This is a genomic window from Gordonia jacobaea (assembly GCF_001186365.1).
GTDB lineage: Bacteria > Actinomycetota > Actinomycetes > Mycobacteriales > Mycobacteriaceae > Gordonia > Gordonia jacobaea.
In genome coordinates this window covers 431,649-450,835 of the sequence record NZ_LDTZ01000016.1, presented here as the reverse complement: position 1 = coordinate 450,835, position 19,187 = coordinate 431,649, and the positions used below count along the sequence as shown (strand labels likewise).

Here is a 19,187-nt window from a genome sequence, read left to right as displayed (position 1 = left end):
GAGTCCCTCCTCGCTGATCGAGCCCCTACTCGCTGATCGAGCTTGTCGAGATCACCCACCCGCCAACCGAGCCCCCTTCCGCTGATCGAGCGGGCGCGAGCGCAGCGAGCACCCGAGTCGAGATCACTCCCCCACCCCGAAACATCCCGCGCGCGCCGTCGCGCACAATGAGACGAATGAAGATCTCGCAGCGCGCCCAAGAGGTCGCACCGTTCTACGCGATGGACTTCGCGGGCAGAGCGGCCGCCGTCGAGGCGCAGGGCAGCCCGGTGATCCGGTTGAATATCGGCGAACCCGATTTCGGCGCTCCGCCAGCATTTCTCGCCGCGGCTCGCGAGGTCTCCGACGGCCGTCCGCTGACGTACACGGGAGCACTAGGCCTCCCCGAACTACGCGAGGCGATCGCCGACTTCTATCGCCACCACTTCCGCGCCGACGGCGTGACAGCGGAGCAGGTCGCGGTCACCTCGGGTGCGTCGGCTGCGTTGCTTCTCGCATGCGCGGCGCTGATCGATCCCGGCGACGGTGTGTTGATCGGCGATCCGTCGTATCCGTGTAACCGACAGTTCGCGCAGGCATTCGGTGCGCAGGTCAGCCTGGTGCCGACCGGCATCTCCGATCGATTCCAGCTCACTCCCGACCTCGTCGACGCCGCCTGGTCGGAGAGCACGCGCGGGGTGATCGTGGCGTCGCCGTCGAACCCGACCGGCACGTCGCTCCCCTACGACGACCTCGTCGAACTGTGCCATCGCGTCGCCGAGCGCGGCGGGTGGAGCATCGTCGACGAGATCTACCTCGGACTCTCCGATCCCGGCCCCGACGGCCGGCCGCCCCGCAGCGTCCTCGCCGACCCATCCGTCGGCCCCGATGTTGTTGTGGTGAACAGCTTTTCGAAGTACTTCGGCATGACGGGGTGGCGGCTCGGCTGGTGCATCCTGCCACCCGACATGGTCGACGTCGTCGAGCGCCTCGCGCAGAACTTCTACGTGTGTCCACCCACTCCCGCCCAACTCGCGGCGCTGAGCTGCTTCACTCCGGAATCCCTTGCGGTATGCGAAGATCGACGCCGCGAATTCGTCGCTCGACGACAACTCGTGCTTGACGCACTCACTGCGATGGGCTTGCGCGTGCCGGTCTTCCCCGACGGCGCGTTCTACGTGTACATCGACGTCTCCGACACCGGGCTTGGCTCGTGGGAGTTCTGCGAGCGCGCGCTCACCGAAGCACACGTAGCACTCACTCCCGGAAAGGATTTCGGCGTCGAAACGGCCGATGATCACGTCCGACTGTCGTACGCGGCGTCGACAGCCGATCTCACAGAAGGTCTCCGACGCCTCGCCTCATTCGTCGAAAGTCTGGCGCGATGAAGGTCGACGCCGCAGACCTCGACACCGCCGCACTCGACCACATCATCGACGCCGCGCCCGCGGACGGCGCGCTACCCGGCATCGTCTCAGGTGTCACCACCGCCGAAGACACGATCTACCTCAAAGCAGCAGGTCCACGGGCCGCGGGCCGCGACGAGGCACTGGCCACGGACGCCGTTCTCGCCCTGTTCTCCATGACCAAACCACTGACCGCAACGCTGGCACTGCAACTCGTCGACGACGCCCTCCTCGACCTCGACGCCCCCGCGTCGGAGTACGCACCCGACCTCTCCGAAATCGGCGCCCTCACCGGGTTCGACGGAGACACACCGGTGGTGCGCGCGCCACGTACTCCTGTGACCACCCGCCAATTGCTCACTCACACAGCGGGATTCGCCTACGACTTCTTCGACGCCGACTGCGCGCGGGCAGTCGCGGGCCTCGGCCTGCCCGACGTCGCGACGGCGACGCAGGCATCGCTGCAGGCACCGCTGATGTTCGATCCCGGAACCCGGTGGGAATACGGGACGAACCTCGATTGGGTGGGCAGGGTCATCGAAGGCGCCACCGGACGCCGACTCGGCGACGTCATGACCGAACGCCTACTCACACCATTAGGCATGCGCGACACCACTTTTCGTCGCGGACCGCAGATGCTCGAGCGAAGCGCGAACCTGCACGTGCGCACCGCGGACGGCCACCTCAAGGCCTTGCGCTCGCCGACCTCGCCCGACGAACCCGAACTCGACATGGGCGGCCAGGGCCTGTACTCCACCGCCGGAGACTTCCTCAAATTCATCCGATTCTGGTTGCGCGGCGGCCGATCCGACTCAGGGCAACAACTACTGCGCCCGGAGACCGTCGGCGACGCAATGCGCAACCAGCTCGGAGCACTCGAGATCACACCACTCCCGGGCGTCAACCCTCGCAAAACCAACGATGTCGACTTCTTTCCCGGCGTCGGCAAAGGGTGGAATCTCGTCGCGATGACGAACAATTCGCAGGCCCCGACCGGACGCAGCGCGGGCTCGATGGGCTGGGCCGGGCGGGCCAACCTCTACTTCTGGGTCGATGCCCGAAGGGGCATCGGCGGACTCTGGGCCACCCAGCTCCTACCGTTCTTCGACCCTGCCGCCGTCGCCGCGTCGCAGCAGTTCGAGCAGGCGGTGTACGACTCCCTGCCCTGATCGCGCCTGGGGCATCGAACCGCTGCGGGGCGTCGTAAATGTGTGTCGTATCGAAGGATGCGGGTGCTGCAGCGCCCACATCCTGCGATAAGACACACATTCATGCGCTGGCAGGTTCGACGATCAGCGCCAACTTCACGAGCCAGCGTCGGATCAGTGCCGCGACCCTCCCACCCCGGAGATCGTCCCAGGTCCAGCGCACGACCATGACGCCCATCGCGCGCAGCTCGTCTTCCCGACGCTTCTCGCGCAGCACAACCTCGGTCGCGTCCTCTCCCGGTTTGGGCAGCTTCCCGTACTTCACCTTGCCGTCGAACTCTCCGACGAGGCGCCCGCCCCAGTCGAAATCAGTACGCGCCACGTGCTCGCCGTCGACGTCGCGGAACGTGTGCTGCAGCCGCGCGGCGGGCAAACCCGCCTCGATCATCTGCGCCCTACTCCACGACTCGCCCGGATTCTCCGACCGCCCATCAGCGTGGTGCAACGCTCGGCGCGCAAGGCCCACTCCGCGACGCTTGCCGGTGAGCATCTTCGTCATGAGCTCCCGATCGGCACCGAGCCGCAGAGCCGAATCAACAACCGCGAGCGCTTGAGCGAACGTCGCTGCCCCGCAGGCGATGTCGACAGCCGTTCGTTCGATCGAAGTGACCAGCACGCCGTCAACCTCGACGAGCTCGTCGTCAGACAGCGTCGCGACATGGCGGTGATGGGTCGCGGTTCGAAATCCCGCACCACCCACCGTCGTCGAATGGACGCGCGTCAGCGTCGGCGAGAGCATCTCGAGACCATGCACCGCCGCGGCACTCTGGTGACTCAGCGCTGCGCGAGGTTCAGCTGCCTCTTCCACCCCCGCTTCCGATTCCGATGCGCCCGACTCGGCGGCCTCCGACTCACCCGAGCCGCGATCCCCCGCGCCCTCACCCTTCGCGGCTTGCACGGACGCGAGCGCGACGAGACGGTGGTGTTCGAGCCGCGTCCGATCGCCGCAGACGACGAACACCCCGCGGTGGACACGCTCGATCTCCCGTCGACGCAGCGACGCCCGCAGGTCGTTGTCGGTGTACCCGGCGGCCAGCACCGCGTTCCGATGAATGAGCCCGAACCGGTCCGCTGGATAACAAGCAGCCGGATGACGGGCAGTGGAGTTGCGCGCGGCGGAGGGTGAGTGCATGACATATCCGACGCACCCCGAGCCCGCCCGGTTCCAATTCCGCCCACATCCACCCCGCGCCGCGCTAGATGTGTGTCGAACATAAAGATGTGGGCGCTGCAGCACCCACATCCTTCGATACGACACACATCCTCAACCCGGCTCGACGACGCACCGCCCGCACCCGGGCCGCGCACCCGCCGCCCGCGCCCCGAGCGCCCGCCCCGCTGCCCGCAGCGGCCCACGCCCCGCGACCTGCCGAGACCGCCCGGTTCCAATTCCGCCCACATCCACCCCGCGCCGCGCTAGATGTGTGTCGAACGTAAAGATGTGGGCGCTGCAGCACCCACATCCTTCGACACGACACACATTTACAACCCGGCTCGACGACGACGCGCCGCCCACACCCGAGCCACGCCCCACGCCCGCCAGCAGCCACCCCACCCCCATCGCATGCCCGCTGCGCGATCGTGAATATGTGCCGCGTCTCACAGTGAGACGGCTGTGATGCACCTCACGCGGTTGTATCGAAAGCGCTCCAGTCCAGCCAGGTCGGCACAGCGCCGGCCCATACGAGGAGGCGCACATTGAGCAGGCAGAGCTTGACCAAAGCCCATGCGAAGATCACCGAGTTGTCGTGGGAGCCCACCTTCGCCACCCCCGCCACTCGGTTCGGTACCGATTACACGTTCGAGAAGGCCCCCAAAAAGGATCCGCTCAAGCAGATCATGCGGTCGTACTTCCCGATGGAGGAGGAGAAGGACAACCGCGTCTACGGTGCCATGGACGGCGCCATCCGCGGCAACATGTTCCGGCAGGTCCAGGAACGTTGGCTCGAATGGCAGAAGCTGTTCTTGTCGATCATCCCCTTCCCTGAGATCTCTGCCGCACGCGCGATGCCGATGGCAATCGACGCCGTCCCGAACCCGGAGATCCACAACGGGCTCGCGGTGCAGATGATCGACGAGGTTCGTCATTCGACGATCCAGATGAACCTCAAGAAGCTGTACATGAACAACTACATCGATCCGGCCGGCTTCGACATCACCGAGAAGGCATTCGCGAACAACTACGCGGGCACCATCGGCAGGCAGTTCGGCGAGGGCTTCATCACCGGTGACGCGATCACCGCGGCAAACATCTATCTGACGGTCGTCGCCGAGACCGCGTTCACCAACACCCTGTTCGTGGCCATGCCCGACGAGGCGGCCGCCAACGGCGACTATCTGTTGCCGACGGTGTTCCACTCGGTGCAGTCCGACGAGTCGCGCCACATCTCCAACGGTTACTCGATTCTGTTGATGGCCCTGGCCGACGAACGCAATCGTCCACTGCTGGAACGGGATCTGCGCTACGCGTGGTGGAACAACCACTGCGTCGTCGACGCCGCGATCGGCACCTTCATCGAGTACGGGACCAAGGACCGCCGCAAGGACCGCGAGTCCTACGCCGAGATGTGGCGCCGCTGGATCTACGACGACTACTACCGCAGTTACCTTCTGCCACTGGAGAAGTACGGTCTGACGATTCCGCACGACCTGGTCGAGGAGGCGTGGAACCGCATCGTCGACAAGCACTACGTGCACGAGGTCGCCCGCTTCTTCGCCACCGGCTGGCCGGTCAACTACTGGCGCATCGACGCCATGACCGACACCGACTTCGAATGGTTCGAGGAGAAGTATCCCGGTTGGTACAACAAGTTCGGCAAGTGGTGGGAGAACTACAACCGCCTCGCCTACCCCGGCAAGAACAAGCCGATCGCCTTCGAGGACGTCGACTACGAGTACCCACACCGGTGCTGGACGTGCATGGTGCCGTGCCTGATTCGCGAGGACATGGTGACCGACAAGGTCGACGGCCAGTGGCGCACCTACTGCTCGGAGACCTGTGCATGGACCGACAAGGTGGCATTCCGTCCCGAGTACGAAGGTCGCCCGACCCCGAACATGGGGCGCCTCACCGGTTTCCGTGAATGGGAGACGCTGCACCACGGCAAGGATCTCGCCGACATCATCAAGGATCTCGGCTACGTCCGCGACGACGGCAAGACGCTCATCCCGCAACCGCATCTCGATCTCGATCCCAAGAAGATGTGGACGCTCGACGATGTGCGCGGCATTCCGTTCGGCAGCCCGAATGTTGCGCTGAACGAAATGAGCGACGAGGAACGCGAAGCTCATATCGCCGCCTACATGGCCAACAAGAACGGGGCCGTCACGGTCTGATCCGCGACGGACGCACTCGCCGCGCCGGTCGAGCAAGCCCGAGCTTCGCCCGGCTCGGCGAGTGACCCCGAGCCCCGGGGTAAGGGCGTATCGAGACCACCTCCGCAAGCGTGGTCTCGATACGCCCCCGGCTTCGCTCGCGGCCCCGACCAGCGCGGACATCCCCATAAAGCCCAGGAGACTTCATGGCCGACACGCATCACATCAGCTTCGAACCCGTCGATATCGAGATGGAGGTCGCCGAGGACGAGACCATCCTCGACGCCGCATTCCGGCAGGGAATCCACCTCATGCACGGCTGCCGAGAAGGCCGTTGTTCGGCCTGCAAGTCGTACATGCTCGACGGCGACGTCCAAATGGACGACTACTCCACCTTCGCCTGCAACGACGCGGAAGAAGCCGAAGGGTACGTACTTCTCTGTCGCACATACGCATACAGCGACTGCGAGATCGAGCTCCTCAACTTCGACGAGGACGAACTCCTCGGCGGTGCGCCCATCCAGGACGTCACCACGAAGGTCGCCGCCATCGAGCCGATGACCCGCGACATCGTGTCGCTGAAACTCGACGTCGTCGAGCCGGAAACCGTCGAATTCAAGTCGGGTCAGTATTTCGACCTGTTCATCCCGGGCACCGATGAGAAGCGGTCGTTCTCCATCGCCACCACCCCGGCGACTCCGGATCGGCTCGAGTTCTTGATCAAGAAGTATCCCGGTGGTCTGTTCGCCGGCATGCTCACCGATGGCCTGTCGGAGGGGCAAGAGATCAAGGTGAACGGCCCGTACGGGTCGTGCACGCTGCGCAACGGGCACGTCCTCCCGATCGTCGCGATCGGCGGGGGCGCCGGGATGGCGCCGCTGCTCTCACTGCTGCGACACATCAGTGAGACAGGGCTGCACCGGCCGGTCCGGTTCTACTACGGCGCACGCACCGCGTCGGATCTCTTCCTTCTCGACGAAATCGCCACTCTCGGTGAGAAAATCGAGGATTTCTCGTTCACCGCGTGCCTGTCGGAGAGCACCGACGACGCACCTGACGGCGTCACCGTCATCGGCGGGAACGTCACCGACATCGTCAACGACAACGAAGCGGACCTCGCACGAACGGAGGTGTATTTCTGCGGTCCCCCACCCATGGTCGATGCAGCTCTCGCGCTGGCCGAGCAGCATTCGGTTCCGCGCGACCAGATCTTCTACGACAAGTTCACCAGCCCGGCATTCGACTCCTGATCACGACCATCGCGGTCGAATCAGCCTGAACGACAGGAACGAAAGGTATGTCCGCACCAGCTCAACCGAGGGAACGCAGTTTCCCCTCCATCGAATTCACCGACGCCGAGGCCGGCGCAAGGGAATTCCCGAGCAGCCGCAGCCGAAAGTACAACTACTATCAGCCCTCCAAGAAGCGGGCCACGATCTATGAGGACGTCACCGTCGACGTCCAGCCCGACCCCGAGCGTCACCTCACCCAGGGATGGATCTACGGCTTCGGCGACGGCCCGGGCGGGTATCCGAAGGAGTGGACCGCCGCGCAATCGGACAACTGGCATCAATTCCTCGATCCCAACGAGGAATGGGAACAGTCGATCTACCGCAACAACTCCGCGGTCGTCCACCAGGTCGATCTGTGCCTGCAGAACGCCAAGCGCGCACGGGCATACGACGGGTGGAATTCGGCGTGGCTCAAGTTCATCGAGCGCAACCTCGGCGCCTGGATGCACGCCGAGAGCGGCATGGGTCTGCATGTGTTCACCTCGATTCAGCGGTCGGCACCGACGAACATGATCAACAACGCGGTCTGCGTCAACGCCGCGCACAAGCTGCGCTTCGCGCAGGACCTTGCCCTGTTCAACCTCGACCTTTCCGAAGCCGAGGAAGCGTTCGACGGCTCGGCGCACAAGGAGGTCTGGCAATCGGCCCCCGAGTGGCAGCCCACTCGCGAGGCGGTGGAGCGGCTGACGGCGATCGGTGATTGGGCCGAGCTGCTGTTCTGCTCCAACATCGTCTTCGAGCAACTGGTTGGCTCGCTGTTCCGGTCGGAGCTCGTCATGCAGGTTGCCGCCCGCAACGGCGACTACATCACCCCCACGATCGTCGGTACCGGAGAGTACGACTACGACCGGGACCTCAACTACTCGCGCGCGCTGTTCCAGATGCTCTCGCGCGACGAGAAGTACGGCATCGACAATCGAAAGCTCTTCTCGCGGTGGATGTCTGAATGGGTGCCGCGCAGCCTCGACGCCGCCCGCGCCCTGCAGCCGATCTGGTCGCAGCCGGCCGACAAGTCGGTCACCTTCTCATCCAGTCTCGAACACGCGAAGACCAAGTTCGCCGACGTTCTGACCGCCATGGACGTCGATATCCCAGAGGAGCTGAACAAGTGAGCACCATGCAATTCGGAGCCGATACCGAGTTCTCCAACATGTGCGGTGTCACGCTCATGAACACGCCGATCGGTCGCATCGTGGCCGACGTCATGGGAGCCAAGGACGACGTCGAACTCACCGAGTATCCGTCGATGATCCGTGTCGACGGCGTCAACCGCCTCATCTTCGACTACGACGAACTGACCGATGCCCTCGGCCAGGACTTCGACGGGTCGATCTTCGAGGAGATCAGCTCCACGCACTACGGACGGATGGTGCACCTCGACGACAAGACCATCCTGTTCGCCAGCCCGGAGGACGCCGCCGAGTTCATCGGATTCGACCTCACCGCGTCGTCGTAACGCTTCGCCGCAGGCGCCGAGCCCGTCCATCCGGCGCCTGCGGCGGATCCATAGCGGCGACTCACGTTGCCGCACCGTAGTTTCCGCTACACCTGACAGCCCCAATCTTTACGACAGCCAGATCATCACGACAGCCCAGATCTCAGAGAGCGAGTGAGAAGATGTACGAGAAGAATGGCGAGAAGTACTTCATCGTCGACGCCCACGTCCACCTGTGGGACGGCCGCGAATCCAACCAGCGCAACATTCACGGCAAACAGTTCATCGACTGCTTCTACGACTATCACCGCAACCTGAGTCCCGAAGAGCAGGTGTGGGATTACGACACCTACTGCTACTACGGCCCCGACCGCCTGATGCAGGACCTCTTCGTCGACGGGCCCGCCGATCACGCGATCTTCCAGGCCACGATCCTCAAGGACTTCTACGTCAACGGCTTCGCTCAGGTCGACGATTCGCTCAAGCTTGCGCAGGACAACCCCGACAAGCTCACCTACAACCACGCCTACGACCCGCGCGACGGCGAGGACGGTCTGGTCCAGCTCCGACGCGATGCCGAGGCGATGGACCTCAAGGGCGTCAAGCTGTATACCGCTGAGTGGCATGGTGATTCACGCGGATACAAGCTCGACGACCCGTGGTCGCGGCGCTATCTGGAGGAGTGCCTGAAACTGGGCATCAAGAACGTCCACGTACACAAGGGCCCGACGATCCGGCCGCTCGACCGAGACGCCTTCGACGTCGCGGATGTCGACAAGGTTGCCACCGACTACCTCGATCTGAACTTCATCATCGAGCACGTCGGTCTTCCTCGCCTCGAGGACTTCTGCTGGATCGCCACGCAGGAATCCAACGTGTACGGCGGTCTCGCCGTTGCCATTCCGTTCATCCACACGCGGCCGAGGTACTTCGCGCAGATCATCGGCGAACTCCTCTACTGGATCGGTGAGGACAAGATCCTGTTCTCCAGCGACTACGCGCTCTGGACACCGCAGTGGCTCGTCGAGCGCTTCGTCGACTTCCAGATTCCCGAGGACATGACGGAGTACGCACCGATCACCGTCGAGCAGAAGAAGAAGATCCTCGGACTCAACGCGGCGGCGCTGTATCCCCACATCTCGGTTCCCGAGGAACTGCGAATCCCCACCGATGCAGCCGATCCCGGCGTCGACGTCGCCGCTGGCGCCCAGGACACGCCGGCCGCGGAGGCGGTAACCGCATGACCGCGCTCGCACATCGCGGGCAGGCGCAGGCATCGGGCATGCCGTTGTCGGACATCGTCATCGAAGCTCTCGACACGGTTGCCGATCCCGAGTTGGATCTGCCCATCACCGAACTGGGGTTCGTGCGCTCGATCAGCCTCGACGACGAGGGTGTCACCGTGCATCTGCGCCTACCCACGTCGTTCTGTTCGCCGAACTTCGCCTACCTCATGGCATCTGACGCACTCGATGCACTTGAAGCGATCGACGACATCGGACGGGTCCGCGTGATGCTCGACGATCACCACGACTCGGACAAGATCAACGCGGGTCTGGCCGCTCACGCGGGTTACAAGGGCACCTTCGGTGTCGAGGCGGAGCAGGATCTCGAGGAACTCCGACTCACCTTCTTCCGCAAGGCGCACACCGCCGCCATGGAACGTGCCGTGACACCGCTGATCTCATCGGGCGTCGTCGACGTCGAGGGCTGCACGCACCTGCTGCTGCGCGACGTCCCCGACGGACCGGAGAAATACGCACTCTTGCGCAGACGAGTACAGATCGGGCTCGGTGTCTGCCCCAACTGTCGGGTCGTCGTCGACGAGGAGGGGCGAACCCTGAGCGCCGACGAGATTCCGATGCGTATGCGATTCGCACGATCGGTGCGAATTTCCATGGAGGGCAACGCACATTTCTGCCGCGGACTGCTCGCAACCCGCTACGCCGACGACGACGAGTGCGACGGAACCAGCGGGCCGGTCATCACCGACCTGCGCCACCACATGTTCGACGCATCACGAACAGCAACCATCACCGGGAGGTCATCATGAGAGCCGTACAGGTTGTCGGCTACCACGACAAGCTGCAACTCACCGAGGTGCCTGATCCTGTGGTGACGGGTCCACTCGACGTGATCGTCCGGATCGGTGGCGCAGGAGTGTGCCGCACCGACCTGCACATCCTCGAAGGGCAGTGGGCCGAGAAGAGCGGCGTCGACCTGCCGTACACGATCGGGCACGAGAACGCCGGATGGGTCGAGGCGATCGGCGATGCCGTCACCAATGTGTCGGTGGGCGACAAGGTGATCCTGCACCCGCTGATCACCTGCGGCCTGTGTCGCGCCTGCCGCGCAGGCGACGACGTGCACTGCGAGAACAACAAATTTCCCGGCATCGACACCGATGGCGGGTACGCCGACTACCTGAAGACAACTGCGCGCAGCGTCGTGAAGATCGACGATTCGCTCGAGCCCGCCGATATCGCGGCTCTCGCGGATGCCGGTTTGACGGCTTATCACGCGGCCGCCAAGGTCGCACGGATGACGCGGCCGGGTGACACCTGCGTCGTGATCGGCGCAGGCGGATTGGGACACATAGGGATTCAGGTTCTTGCCGCGATCTCCGGGGTCCGCATCGTGGTGGTCGACCGCAATCCCGATGCGGTGGCACTGGCCGTCGAAGTCGGCGCGCACGAGGGCATCGTCGCCGACGGCACGCAGGTCGAGAAGGTGCTCGCACTGACCGATGGCAAGGGCGCCGAAGCCGTCCTCGACTTCGTCGGCGAGGGCGGCGCGACGTCGGAGGGCATCGCGATGCTGCGCCAGGCGGGCAACTATTTCGTCGTCGGCTATGGGGAGAACATCAACATCCCGACCATCGACGTGATCTCGACCGAGATCAACTTCATCGGAAACCTCGTCGGCTCGTACAACGATCTGACCGAGCTCATGACGCTGGCGGCGGCGGGAAAGGTGAAGCTACACACCGTCACTTACCCATTGACCGAATACCAGCAGGCGCTCGACGACCTCGACGCCGGCCGGGTGCGCGGCCGCGCGATCCTCGTCCCCTGAGGTTTCGACAGCCCGAGCCGCTGATCGAGCTTGTCGAGATCACCCCACCCGCTGATCGTGGTTTCGACAAGCTCAACCAGCGGGGACAGCTCAACCAGCGGGACACAGCCCAACCAGGAAACCCCAACCCCCACAACCCAATCGAAAGAGGTGCCAACATGGCCAAGGAGTTGCGCTACAACGCCGAAGCGCGACTGCGGCTGGAGCGGGGCGTCAACGCCCTCGCCGACGCGGTCAAGGTGACATTGGGTCCGAAAGGACGCAATGCGGTGCTGGAGAAACTGACCGGACCGCCGACGATCACCAATGACGGAGTCACGATCGCACGCGAGATCCAGCTGCGGGATCCGTTCGCCAACATGGGTGCTCAGTTGGTCAAGGAAGTCGCAATGAAGACCAACGGCGTCGTGGGTGATGGCACCACGACGGCCACCGTGCTGGCGCAGGCCATGGTTCGTGAGGGACTGCGCGCCGTCGAGCAGGGTGCCAATCCGATGCGGGTGCGGCGCGGTATCGAGCGCGCGGTGACCGCGGTCGTCGGGTCGTTGAACGACCAGGCCGTCCAGATCGGCGGCCGCAGCGACCTGGAACGGATCGCATCTCTGGCCGCAAGCGACGATGAGGTGATCGGCGACGTGATCGCATCTGCCGTCGAGCATGTCGGCAAGACCGGAGTGATCACGACCGAGGAGAGCGACACTCTCGGCCTCGCGGTCGACATCGTCGACGGCATCGAATTCGACCACGGCTACATCTCCGGCTACATGGTCACCAATCCCGAACGCATGGAAGCCGTCCTCGACAATCCCGTTGTCTTGTTGACCAACAAGAAGATCACGTCGGTGCAGGAGATCATGCCCGCGATCGAGGTGGCCAAGCGAGCCGATCGGCCACTGCTCGTCCTCGCCGAGGATGTCGACGGTCCGGCGTTACAGCTGCTCGTCGGTGGCAACATGCACAAGACGATGCAATCGGTCGTTGTACGCGCTCCCGGTTTCGGGCATCGACGGATCGCCGAGCTCGAAGATCTCGCGGTCGCACTCGGCGGCCACGTCATCGCCAAGGACACCGGCATCGAGTTGTCGGAGGTGTCGATCGAGCACCTCGGGACCTGCGATCGGGTGACGGTCACCGAGAACGAGACGACGATCGTCGGTGCGCACGGCGACCAGGCGTCCGTCGACGCTCGCGTGTCGCACCTGGAAGCGCAACTGCAGCGAGCTCGAATCGATGCAGATCGCGACGGTCTCGAACTCCGCATCGCGCGTTTGACCGGACGCGTGGCCGTGATCAGGGTCGGCGGCGTGACGAGCGTCGAACTCAAGGAACGCATGCTTCGCGTCGAAGACGCGTTGGCGGCGACACGCGCGGCGGTCGAGGCGGGCATCGTCTCCGGCGGCGGTACAGCGTTGGCACAGGCGCATCGCGCGCTCGAACCGCTCGAGGCGACCGGCGACGACGCCGTCGGCATCGACGTCGTTCGACGGTCACTCGCCGAACCGGTGCGCTGGATCGCCACCAACGCGGGCTACGACGGCGACGAAGTGGTGACGGTCGTGACGGGGCTGCCCCTCGGGCACGGCTTCAACGCGCTCACCGGCGAGTACGCGGACATGTTCGACGAGGGCGTCATCGATCCGTGCAAGGTGACCCGCGCCGCGCTGGAGAGCGCGGCATCCATCGCCGCACTGCTGATCACCACAGAGACCGCAGTGGTCGAGGAGGTCATGGGCAATCCGGGCGCGATCCCCGCACCCGGATTCGGCGACCTCGCCGAAGGAATGGTGCGCCCGTCCAACATCTACTGACCGGTTGGTAGTCCCCCGAACTGGGCCGGTCGCGATCTGAACTAACCGTTCACGGCGTTGATCGCGGCCGGCCCTTCCCAACGCCGAACACACGCGCACACGACCGGCCGTCAACACATGTCCGTCAGACCATGTGTCGGCTACACTCGGAAGTGAGATATAGATCACAGAGGGGTTACCTACCACGTGATATCCCAGCCACCAGCCCAGGCTCCGACATCACGACACGTCGCCCGCGCCCGCGAGCGATTTCTGAGCGACGACGATGTCGATGTCGACGTCCGCGACGCGATCTTCACGTCGTGGCGACGTTCGCGCGCGCTCAATGTCGATGCCGACCGACTCGAACTCCCCTTCGTGCGTGAACCCAATCCCGAGACACCCCTGATCGCCGCGGCTCGGCCGGTTCTCGATCAGCTCGCCAACGACCTCGTCTCCGAACCGATCAGCATCATCCTCACCTCGCCCGACGGCGTCGTACTCTCACGTGCCACCGCCAATCGTGGCCTGCAACGGATGCTCGACGACGTCAGTCTCGCTCCCGGGTACAGCTACAGCGAAGAGCACGCGGGCACCAACGGCATCGGCACTGCCCTCGAGACTCGGCAACCGACCCTGGTGAGCGGCTCGGAACATTACGCGGGCTGTCTCGGCCGACTCTCCTGCGCGGGAGTTCCCATCCTCAACCCCATCTCCGGAGCCATCGTCGGCGCGCTCGACCTCACGTGTCTGACCGAGCAGGAGCATCCGTCTAGTCTGTTGCTCTCGCTCGCGAAATCGGCGACGTCGCAGATCGTGCAGCGCATGGTCTCGCAGGCCAGCGAGCGCGAATCCCGACTCCTCAACGCCTATCTCGCGACGTGTCGGCGGGCTCCGCAGGCGATGGTGATCGGGCTGTCCGGCGACGTCGTGTTGATGAATCGCAGGCTGCGCCACAGCATGAATCCGTCCGACCAAACCGCTCTCCTCGAGTTGGCCGTCGACCATTCCGTCGACGCCCATTCCCTCGACGCAGCGATCCCGCGGGTCAGTGCATTGCCCAGCGGGAGGGTGGCACGGCTGTCACCCGTCGACGAGCACTGCGACTCCGATATCGCGGTCTTCCGAGTTCACCTCGTCGACGGCAGCCCGACCCGACACGCACGCGTCACTCGAACCTCCGCCACCGCCCTTCCCGGCCTCGTCGGCCGAAGCTCGTCGTGGCGTCAGTGCTGCGACAACGTTGCCGGGCACGTGCGCGCCGGACGCTGGATCGCGGTCTCTGGGGAATCGGGCTCGGGCCGCACAGCCGTACTCCGGGCCGCGGCCGAGCGTTTCCTGCCCGGCACGACGAGAGTGTTCAACGCCGACGACTTCGAGTCGCCGGAGACGTTCGACGCCCTCGAAGCCGAACTCGACACCGACGGCTTCGGGGTCATCATCCGTGGCCTCGACCAACTCGACGACGACACCGTGAACGCGATCTCCGATCTGCTTCCGGGTCGCGAGCACGCAGGCTGGCTCGCGGTGACGACGCTGCCAGACGCCGGGAACGCGGCGTCGGTGCTGCTGCCCTTCTTCGGGCACACCGTCGAACTCCCTCCGCTGCGGCATCGCATCGAAGACCTCCACGATCTGGTGCCGACGCTGCTCAAGCAACTGACCCGCGGACGGGAGTTGGCAGTCGCACCGAACGCGATGAACCAGCTCAGCAAATACTCGTGGCCCGGAAATGTCACCGAGCTACGACAGATCCTGCGCGAGGTGGTCACTCATCAGCGCACCGGCACCATCGAAGCGGCTCAACTACCTCCGCGCTGCCGCTCGACCAGCAGGCACACCCTGACCAGGATCGAATCGCTCGAACGCGACGCGATCGTACGCAGCCTCGAGGAGAACAACCACAGCAAGGCAGAGGCGGCCGCGGCCCTCGGCATCTCGCGGGCGACGATCTATCGCAAGATCCGGGAGTTCGGGATCAACACCTGACCAACGGTGCACTCAGTGCCAGTCGCTGACCGCGACGTCGCGCGGTGCGGGTGTGCCCTTGCCCGACTCGATCAGCGCCTTGAGACTCATCAGGAACACCGCCCACTTGGTGCTGCAGTGATTCATGAACGGCACCTGCTCGCGCCAGCCGTCGTGACTGAACATCACGATGGCGTAGTCGCCCTCCTGGCGAAGCGACCACGTGATGGTCGTGCCAACCCACTCGTCGGGGCCTTCGATCACGCGCCATCGCACCGACTCCGCCGAGACGGTCTCAAGTACCTCCATGTCGAATCCGCCGACCGGCGGAAAGCGGAATTCGAGACGTCCACCGGCCGCACCGTCACCGCTTACGTCTTCTGTCCACCAGCCCGCCAAGCCGTCGATGGTGGTCAACGCGTCGTAGATGTCTGTGGTGGTGGCGCCCTCGACGCCGATTCTGTGCAGGATGCTGCTCATCAGTTACTCCCTTGATCGTTATGTTCTGGACGGTTCTCTTGTGGACCGTTCTGTTTTGGAGGTTGGTGTTCTGGTTTGCCCTGGTTGCGGGCCTGCTGCAGCGCCTCCGCGATGCCCTTGATGCGGTGGAGCCGGGCATCCCACGCGGCCCCGACGGATTCGAGCTGTGCGGCTGCCTTGGCAAGCTGAGCCCTGTCGACGTCGTAGCGTCGCTCACGTCCCGTGGGCGTCGCTTGCACGAGCCCTACTCGGTCGAGGACTCCGAGGTGCTTGGCAACTCCCTGACGGCTGACCGGAAGCTGCTCACTCAACGACGTCGCCGTACCCCCGTCGTCAGCGAGAAGAAGGTCGACGATGCGACGGCGCGTCGGATCTCCGATGGCCGACCACAGTGCGTCGTCGACGTCGCCTACTGATCCGAGACGCGTCACGATGCGGCCTCCACACCGGCAACGTAGGTCACCAGTCGAGGCAGGAAGAAGTTCCAGCCGTCGATGTGTTCACGGAATTGCCGTTCGAGTTCTGCTTCCTCCCAACCTCTTTCACGGAATCCCGTCTCGGTCATCGTCAGCGTCGTACCACTGCCCGACGCGGTGAGAGCGAAAGTGACAAGCAACGAGTTGCCCGCGACCGGGTCGTCGCCGGGCTGGTGAGTCCACCGGAACGAGAACGTGCGTGGCGGATTCGACTCGACGACGGTGAACTGCTGCACGATCTCGCCGCCATCGCCGGTATGGAACACCAACTCGCCGGGCGACCCCGGTTCGAGTCGGTATCGAGCCTCATCGGGCCACCACTGTGCGACATGCTCGGGCGAACTCACGACGTCGAACACGATGTCGGGCTCGGCGTCGATGTAGAGCTCTCGCACGAGGGTCCCCACCTCTGCGTCGGTCAGCTTGTCCATAGCATCTCCTGCAACCTTTGGTTGCGTATGAATCTACAACTCCCCGGCTCAACACGCAACCATTAGTTGCATTCAATGAGCTGCAATGAATCAGACTGGGACCGTCCGGGGAGCCGGCGGAATCAGATCGAGATGAGGAGCCACAGGCGTCTCACTGCGGCGAAGCCATTCGACCGACTACCGTCAAAGAGGTGGACATCGTCGATCAGCGCGTACCCCTGTGCGTCGCTGCGCATCAACTCGCGGCCGCGGGCACGTCGCTGAGCACCGGCGGCAACCTCTCCGTCCGCGTCGGCGATCGCGTGCTCGTCACACCGCAGGGTGCACGCCTCGGCTCCGTCCAACCGGATCAACTGGTAGTCGTCGACATGGACGGCTCGGTGATCGAAGAAACCCGCTACCGCCCGACGGCAGAACTCGGATTCCACCTCGACCTCTACCGGTCGACCTCCGCTTCGGCGATTGCCCACGCCCACCCGATCGCGTCGGTCGCGGTGTCGACGATCACCGAGCTTCTCCCACCGATCCACTACGACGCCGCCATGGTCGGCGGCTCGGTACGAGTTGCTCCCTACGCGGTCTTCGGCAGCCCGGAGCTGAGCGAGGGCGTGGTGGCTGCATTGTTCGAGCGCACCGCGGCATTGATGCGCAACCACGGGTCGGTCGCGATCGGCGGCAACATCGAGACCGCGTGTGAGCACCTCGGCGTCGTCGAATGGCTCAGTGAGGTGTATCTGAAGGCCGTCAGCGCCGGGGCGCCCGCGATACTCAGCGACGACCAGCTCACCGAGGTCGTGGCCACCGCGGCCCGCCGGGCCTACCAGCCCTATCCCGGTCGCGACCGCTGAGAACGCAGCCCAACCCTGCATCGACTGAACCGATGTAATACCCAGGATATCTCTGCTGTACAGATGCAGGCGGTCCGATGATCATTGAGTCAACGACAACGCATGCAACAGCGGAGGTACGAGATGGTGGAGTTGGCTACGCCGGGGACCCAGACACCCGCGGGTACCGCGGCCACACAGGTCGAGGTGCTCGTCGTGGGCGCGGGCCAGGCAGGTATCGCGATGAGTGAGCACCTCACCGCACAGGGAATCAACCATCTCGTACTCGAGCGCGATCGCGTCGCCGAACGCTGGCGTACGTGGCGCTGGGACTCTCTGGTCGCCAACGGTCCCGCGTGGCACGACCGCTTCCCCGGACTGGAGTTCGACGTCGACGCCGACGCGTTCGCGACCAAGGATCAGGTCGCCGACTACCTCGGCTCCTACGCCCAGCGCATCAACGCACCCATCCGCACCGGCGTGGAGGTGACATCGGTCCGTAAGAAGCAGGGCGAGAACGGCTTTCGCGTCGAGACCTCGGACGGACCGATCGAGGCGGACTTCGTGGTCGCCGCGACCGGCGCTTTCCAGACCCCGGTCATCCCCGCCGTCGTGCCGCGCGATGCACCCTTCCATCAGATCCACTCCAGTGACTATCACAACCCGCAGCAGCTCCCCGAGGGTGGCGTTCTCGTCGTCGGCGCGGGGTCGTCGGGCGTGCAGATAGCTGCGGAACTGCGCGCGTCAGGCCGCGAGACGTACCTCGCCGTCGGACCGCATGATCGCCCGCCACGTAGTTACCGTGGTCGCGACTTCTGTTGGTGGCTGGGCGTTCTCGGCAAATGGGATGCCGCGGCACCTCCGGCGGGTGCAGAGCACGTGACCATCGCCGTCAGCGGCGCGGGCGGAGGGCACACCGTCGACTTCCGGCAGCTCGCCGCCGACGGGATCACCCTTCTCGGGCGCGCGCAGGCATTCGACGCAGGCACCATGACGTTTGCCGCGGATCTGCGCACCAATATCGAGAACGGCGACGCAACGTACCTCGCGATGCTCCGAGAGGCCGACGACTACATCGAGCGCAATGGCCTCGACCTCCCCGCGGAGCCGCAGGCCCACGACCTTGGCCCACTCCCCGACTGCGTCATCGACCCGATTGCGCAACTCGACCTCGCCGCCGCCGGGATCACGTCCATCGTGTGGGCGACAGGCTTCGCCTACGACTACGGATGGCTGAGGGTCGACGCCTTCGACGAGACGGGCCGCCCGGCACACCAGCGCGGCGTATCGGGCGAACCGGGAATCTATTTCCTCGGACTGCCATGGCTCTCACGTCGCGGATCGAGTTTCATCTGGGGCGTATGGCACGACGCGAAGTATCTGGCCGACCAGATCGCCATCCAGCGTGGCTACCGGGCTTACCGACCGGAGCAGGCCGACGCCGCCGCACCGTCGGACTCCGATGCGCTTGCCGCGCAGGCAGTTTCCTGAACTCCCCGTAATCCGCC

General features: G+C 64.7%; 17 protein-coding genes. 13 read left to right on the top strand and 4 right to left on the bottom strand.

Going from position 1 to position 19,187, the window contains the following annotated elements:
• Positions 1-176: 176 nt before the first annotated feature.
• On the top strand, positions 177-1,367 hold the full coding sequence (locus ABW18_RS10775; RefSeq protein ID WP_049698943.1) for an aminotransferase class I/II-fold pyridoxal phosphate-dependent enzyme: 1,191 nt from the start codon (positions 177-179) through the stop codon (positions 1,365-1,367).
• Entirely contained in the window at positions 1,364-2,554 is a 1,191-nt protein-coding gene (locus ABW18_RS10770; protein WP_049698942.1) for a serine hydrolase domain-containing protein, read from the top strand. Before ABW18_RS10775 ends, ABW18_RS10770 begins: the two co-directional genes overlap by 4 nt.
• Before the next feature lie 100 nt (positions 2,555-2,654).
• On the opposite strand, the gene ABW18_RS10765 is transcribed toward ABW18_RS10770, so the two are convergent.
• Positions 2,655-3,725, bottom strand: a complete 1,071-nt coding sequence (locus tag ABW18_RS10765; RefSeq protein ID WP_049698941.1) for a hypothetical protein — start codon at positions 3,723-3,725, stop codon at positions 2,655-2,657.
• A gap of 566 nt (positions 3,726-4,291) precedes the next feature.
• On the opposite strand from ABW18_RS10765, the gene ABW18_RS10760 reads away from it, so the two are divergent.
• The 9 genes from ABW18_RS10760 (at position 4,292) to ABW18_RS10720 (ending at position 15,486) form a co-directional block, all read left to right on the top strand.
• Positions 4,292-5,929: an aromatic/alkene/methane monooxygenase hydroxylase/oxygenase subunit alpha gene (locus ABW18_RS10760; protein ID WP_049698940.1), complete on the top strand. Its 1,638-nt coding sequence runs from the start codon at positions 4,292-4,294 to the stop codon at positions 5,927-5,929.
• A gap of 185 nt (positions 5,930-6,114) precedes the next feature.
• Positions 6,115-7,158 (top strand): 2Fe-2S iron-sulfur cluster-binding protein, encoded by a 1,044-nt coding sequence (locus ABW18_RS10755; RefSeq protein ID WP_049698939.1) that lies wholly within the window; start codon positions 6,115-6,117, stop codon positions 7,156-7,158.
• 47 nt (positions 7,159-7,205) lie between these two features.
• Entirely contained in the window at positions 7,206-8,312 is a 1,107-nt protein-coding gene (locus ABW18_RS10750) for an aromatic/alkene monooxygenase hydroxylase subunit beta (protein ID WP_049698938.1), read from the top strand.
• 5 nt (positions 8,313-8,317) lie between these two features.
• The gene (gene mimD / locus ABW18_RS10745; RefSeq protein ID WP_200903249.1) at positions 8,318-8,656 is read left to right on the top strand and encodes a propane 2-monooxygenase effector subunit MimD; all 339 of its coding nucleotides are present in this window, start codon (positions 8,318-8,320) and stop codon (positions 8,654-8,656) included.
• 161 nt (positions 8,657-8,817) lie between these two features.
• Positions 8,818-9,879 carry an amidohydrolase family protein gene (locus ABW18_RS10740; RefSeq protein WP_049698936.1) on the top strand — a complete coding sequence of 354 codons (1,062 nt, stop codon included), beginning with the start codon at positions 8,818-8,820 and terminating at the stop codon, positions 9,877-9,879.
• Positions 9,876-10,688, top strand: a complete 813-nt coding sequence (locus ABW18_RS10735; RefSeq protein ID WP_049698935.1) for a metal-sulfur cluster assembly factor — start codon at positions 9,876-9,878, stop codon at positions 10,686-10,688. The genes ABW18_RS10740 and ABW18_RS10735 overlap by 4 nt, the downstream gene beginning before the upstream one ends.
• Entirely contained in the window at positions 10,685-11,710 is a 1,026-nt protein-coding gene (locus ABW18_RS10730; RefSeq protein WP_049698934.1) for an NAD(P)-dependent alcohol dehydrogenase, read from the top strand. Before ABW18_RS10735 ends, ABW18_RS10730 begins: the two co-directional genes overlap by 4 nt.
• Before the next feature lie 158 nt (positions 11,711-11,868).
• A complete protein-coding gene (groL, locus tag ABW18_RS10725; protein WP_049698933.1) occupies positions 11,869-13,518 on the top strand; it encodes a chaperonin GroEL in 1,650 nt (549 codons plus the stop codon).
• A 186-nt stretch (positions 13,519-13,704) separates the two neighbouring features.
• On the top strand, positions 13,705-15,486 hold the full coding sequence (locus ABW18_RS10720) for a sigma-54-dependent Fis family transcriptional regulator (RefSeq protein WP_049698932.1): 1,782 nt from the start codon (positions 13,705-13,707) through the stop codon (positions 15,484-15,486).
• Positions 15,487-15,498: 12 nt separating this feature from the next.
• Here the strand turns inward: ABW18_RS10720 and ABW18_RS10715 are convergent, their stop codons facing one another.
• From ABW18_RS10715 to ABW18_RS10705, 3 genes are read right to left on the bottom strand one after another with little or no spacing between them, the layout of a single operon-like run.
• On the bottom strand, positions 15,499-15,945 hold the full coding sequence (locus ABW18_RS10715) for an SRPBCC family protein (protein WP_049698931.1): 447 nt from the start codon (positions 15,943-15,945) through the stop codon (positions 15,499-15,501).
• Positions 15,945-16,376, bottom strand: a complete 432-nt coding sequence (locus ABW18_RS22385) for an ArsR/SmtB family transcription factor (RefSeq protein WP_083444365.1) — start codon at positions 16,374-16,376, stop codon at positions 15,945-15,947. The genes ABW18_RS10715 and ABW18_RS22385 overlap by 1 nt, the downstream gene beginning before the upstream one ends.
• Positions 16,373-16,852 (bottom strand): SRPBCC domain-containing protein, encoded by a 480-nt coding sequence (locus ABW18_RS10705; RefSeq protein WP_049698929.1) that lies wholly within the window; start codon positions 16,850-16,852, stop codon positions 16,373-16,375. The genes ABW18_RS22385 and ABW18_RS10705 overlap by 4 nt, the downstream gene beginning before the upstream one ends.
• Before the next feature lie 191 nt (positions 16,853-17,043).
• On the opposite strand from ABW18_RS10705, the gene ABW18_RS10700 reads away from it, so the two are divergent.
• Positions 17,044-17,700, top strand: coding sequence for a class II aldolase/adducin family protein (locus tag ABW18_RS10700; RefSeq protein WP_049698928.1), 657 nt, complete (start codon positions 17,044-17,046; stop codon positions 17,698-17,700).
• Positions 17,701-17,823: 123 nt separating this feature from the next.
• Positions 17,824-19,170 (top strand): flavin-containing monooxygenase, encoded by a 1,347-nt coding sequence (locus ABW18_RS10695; protein WP_049698927.1) that lies wholly within the window; start codon positions 17,824-17,826, stop codon positions 19,168-19,170.
• Positions 19,171-19,187: the final 17 nt, after the last annotated feature.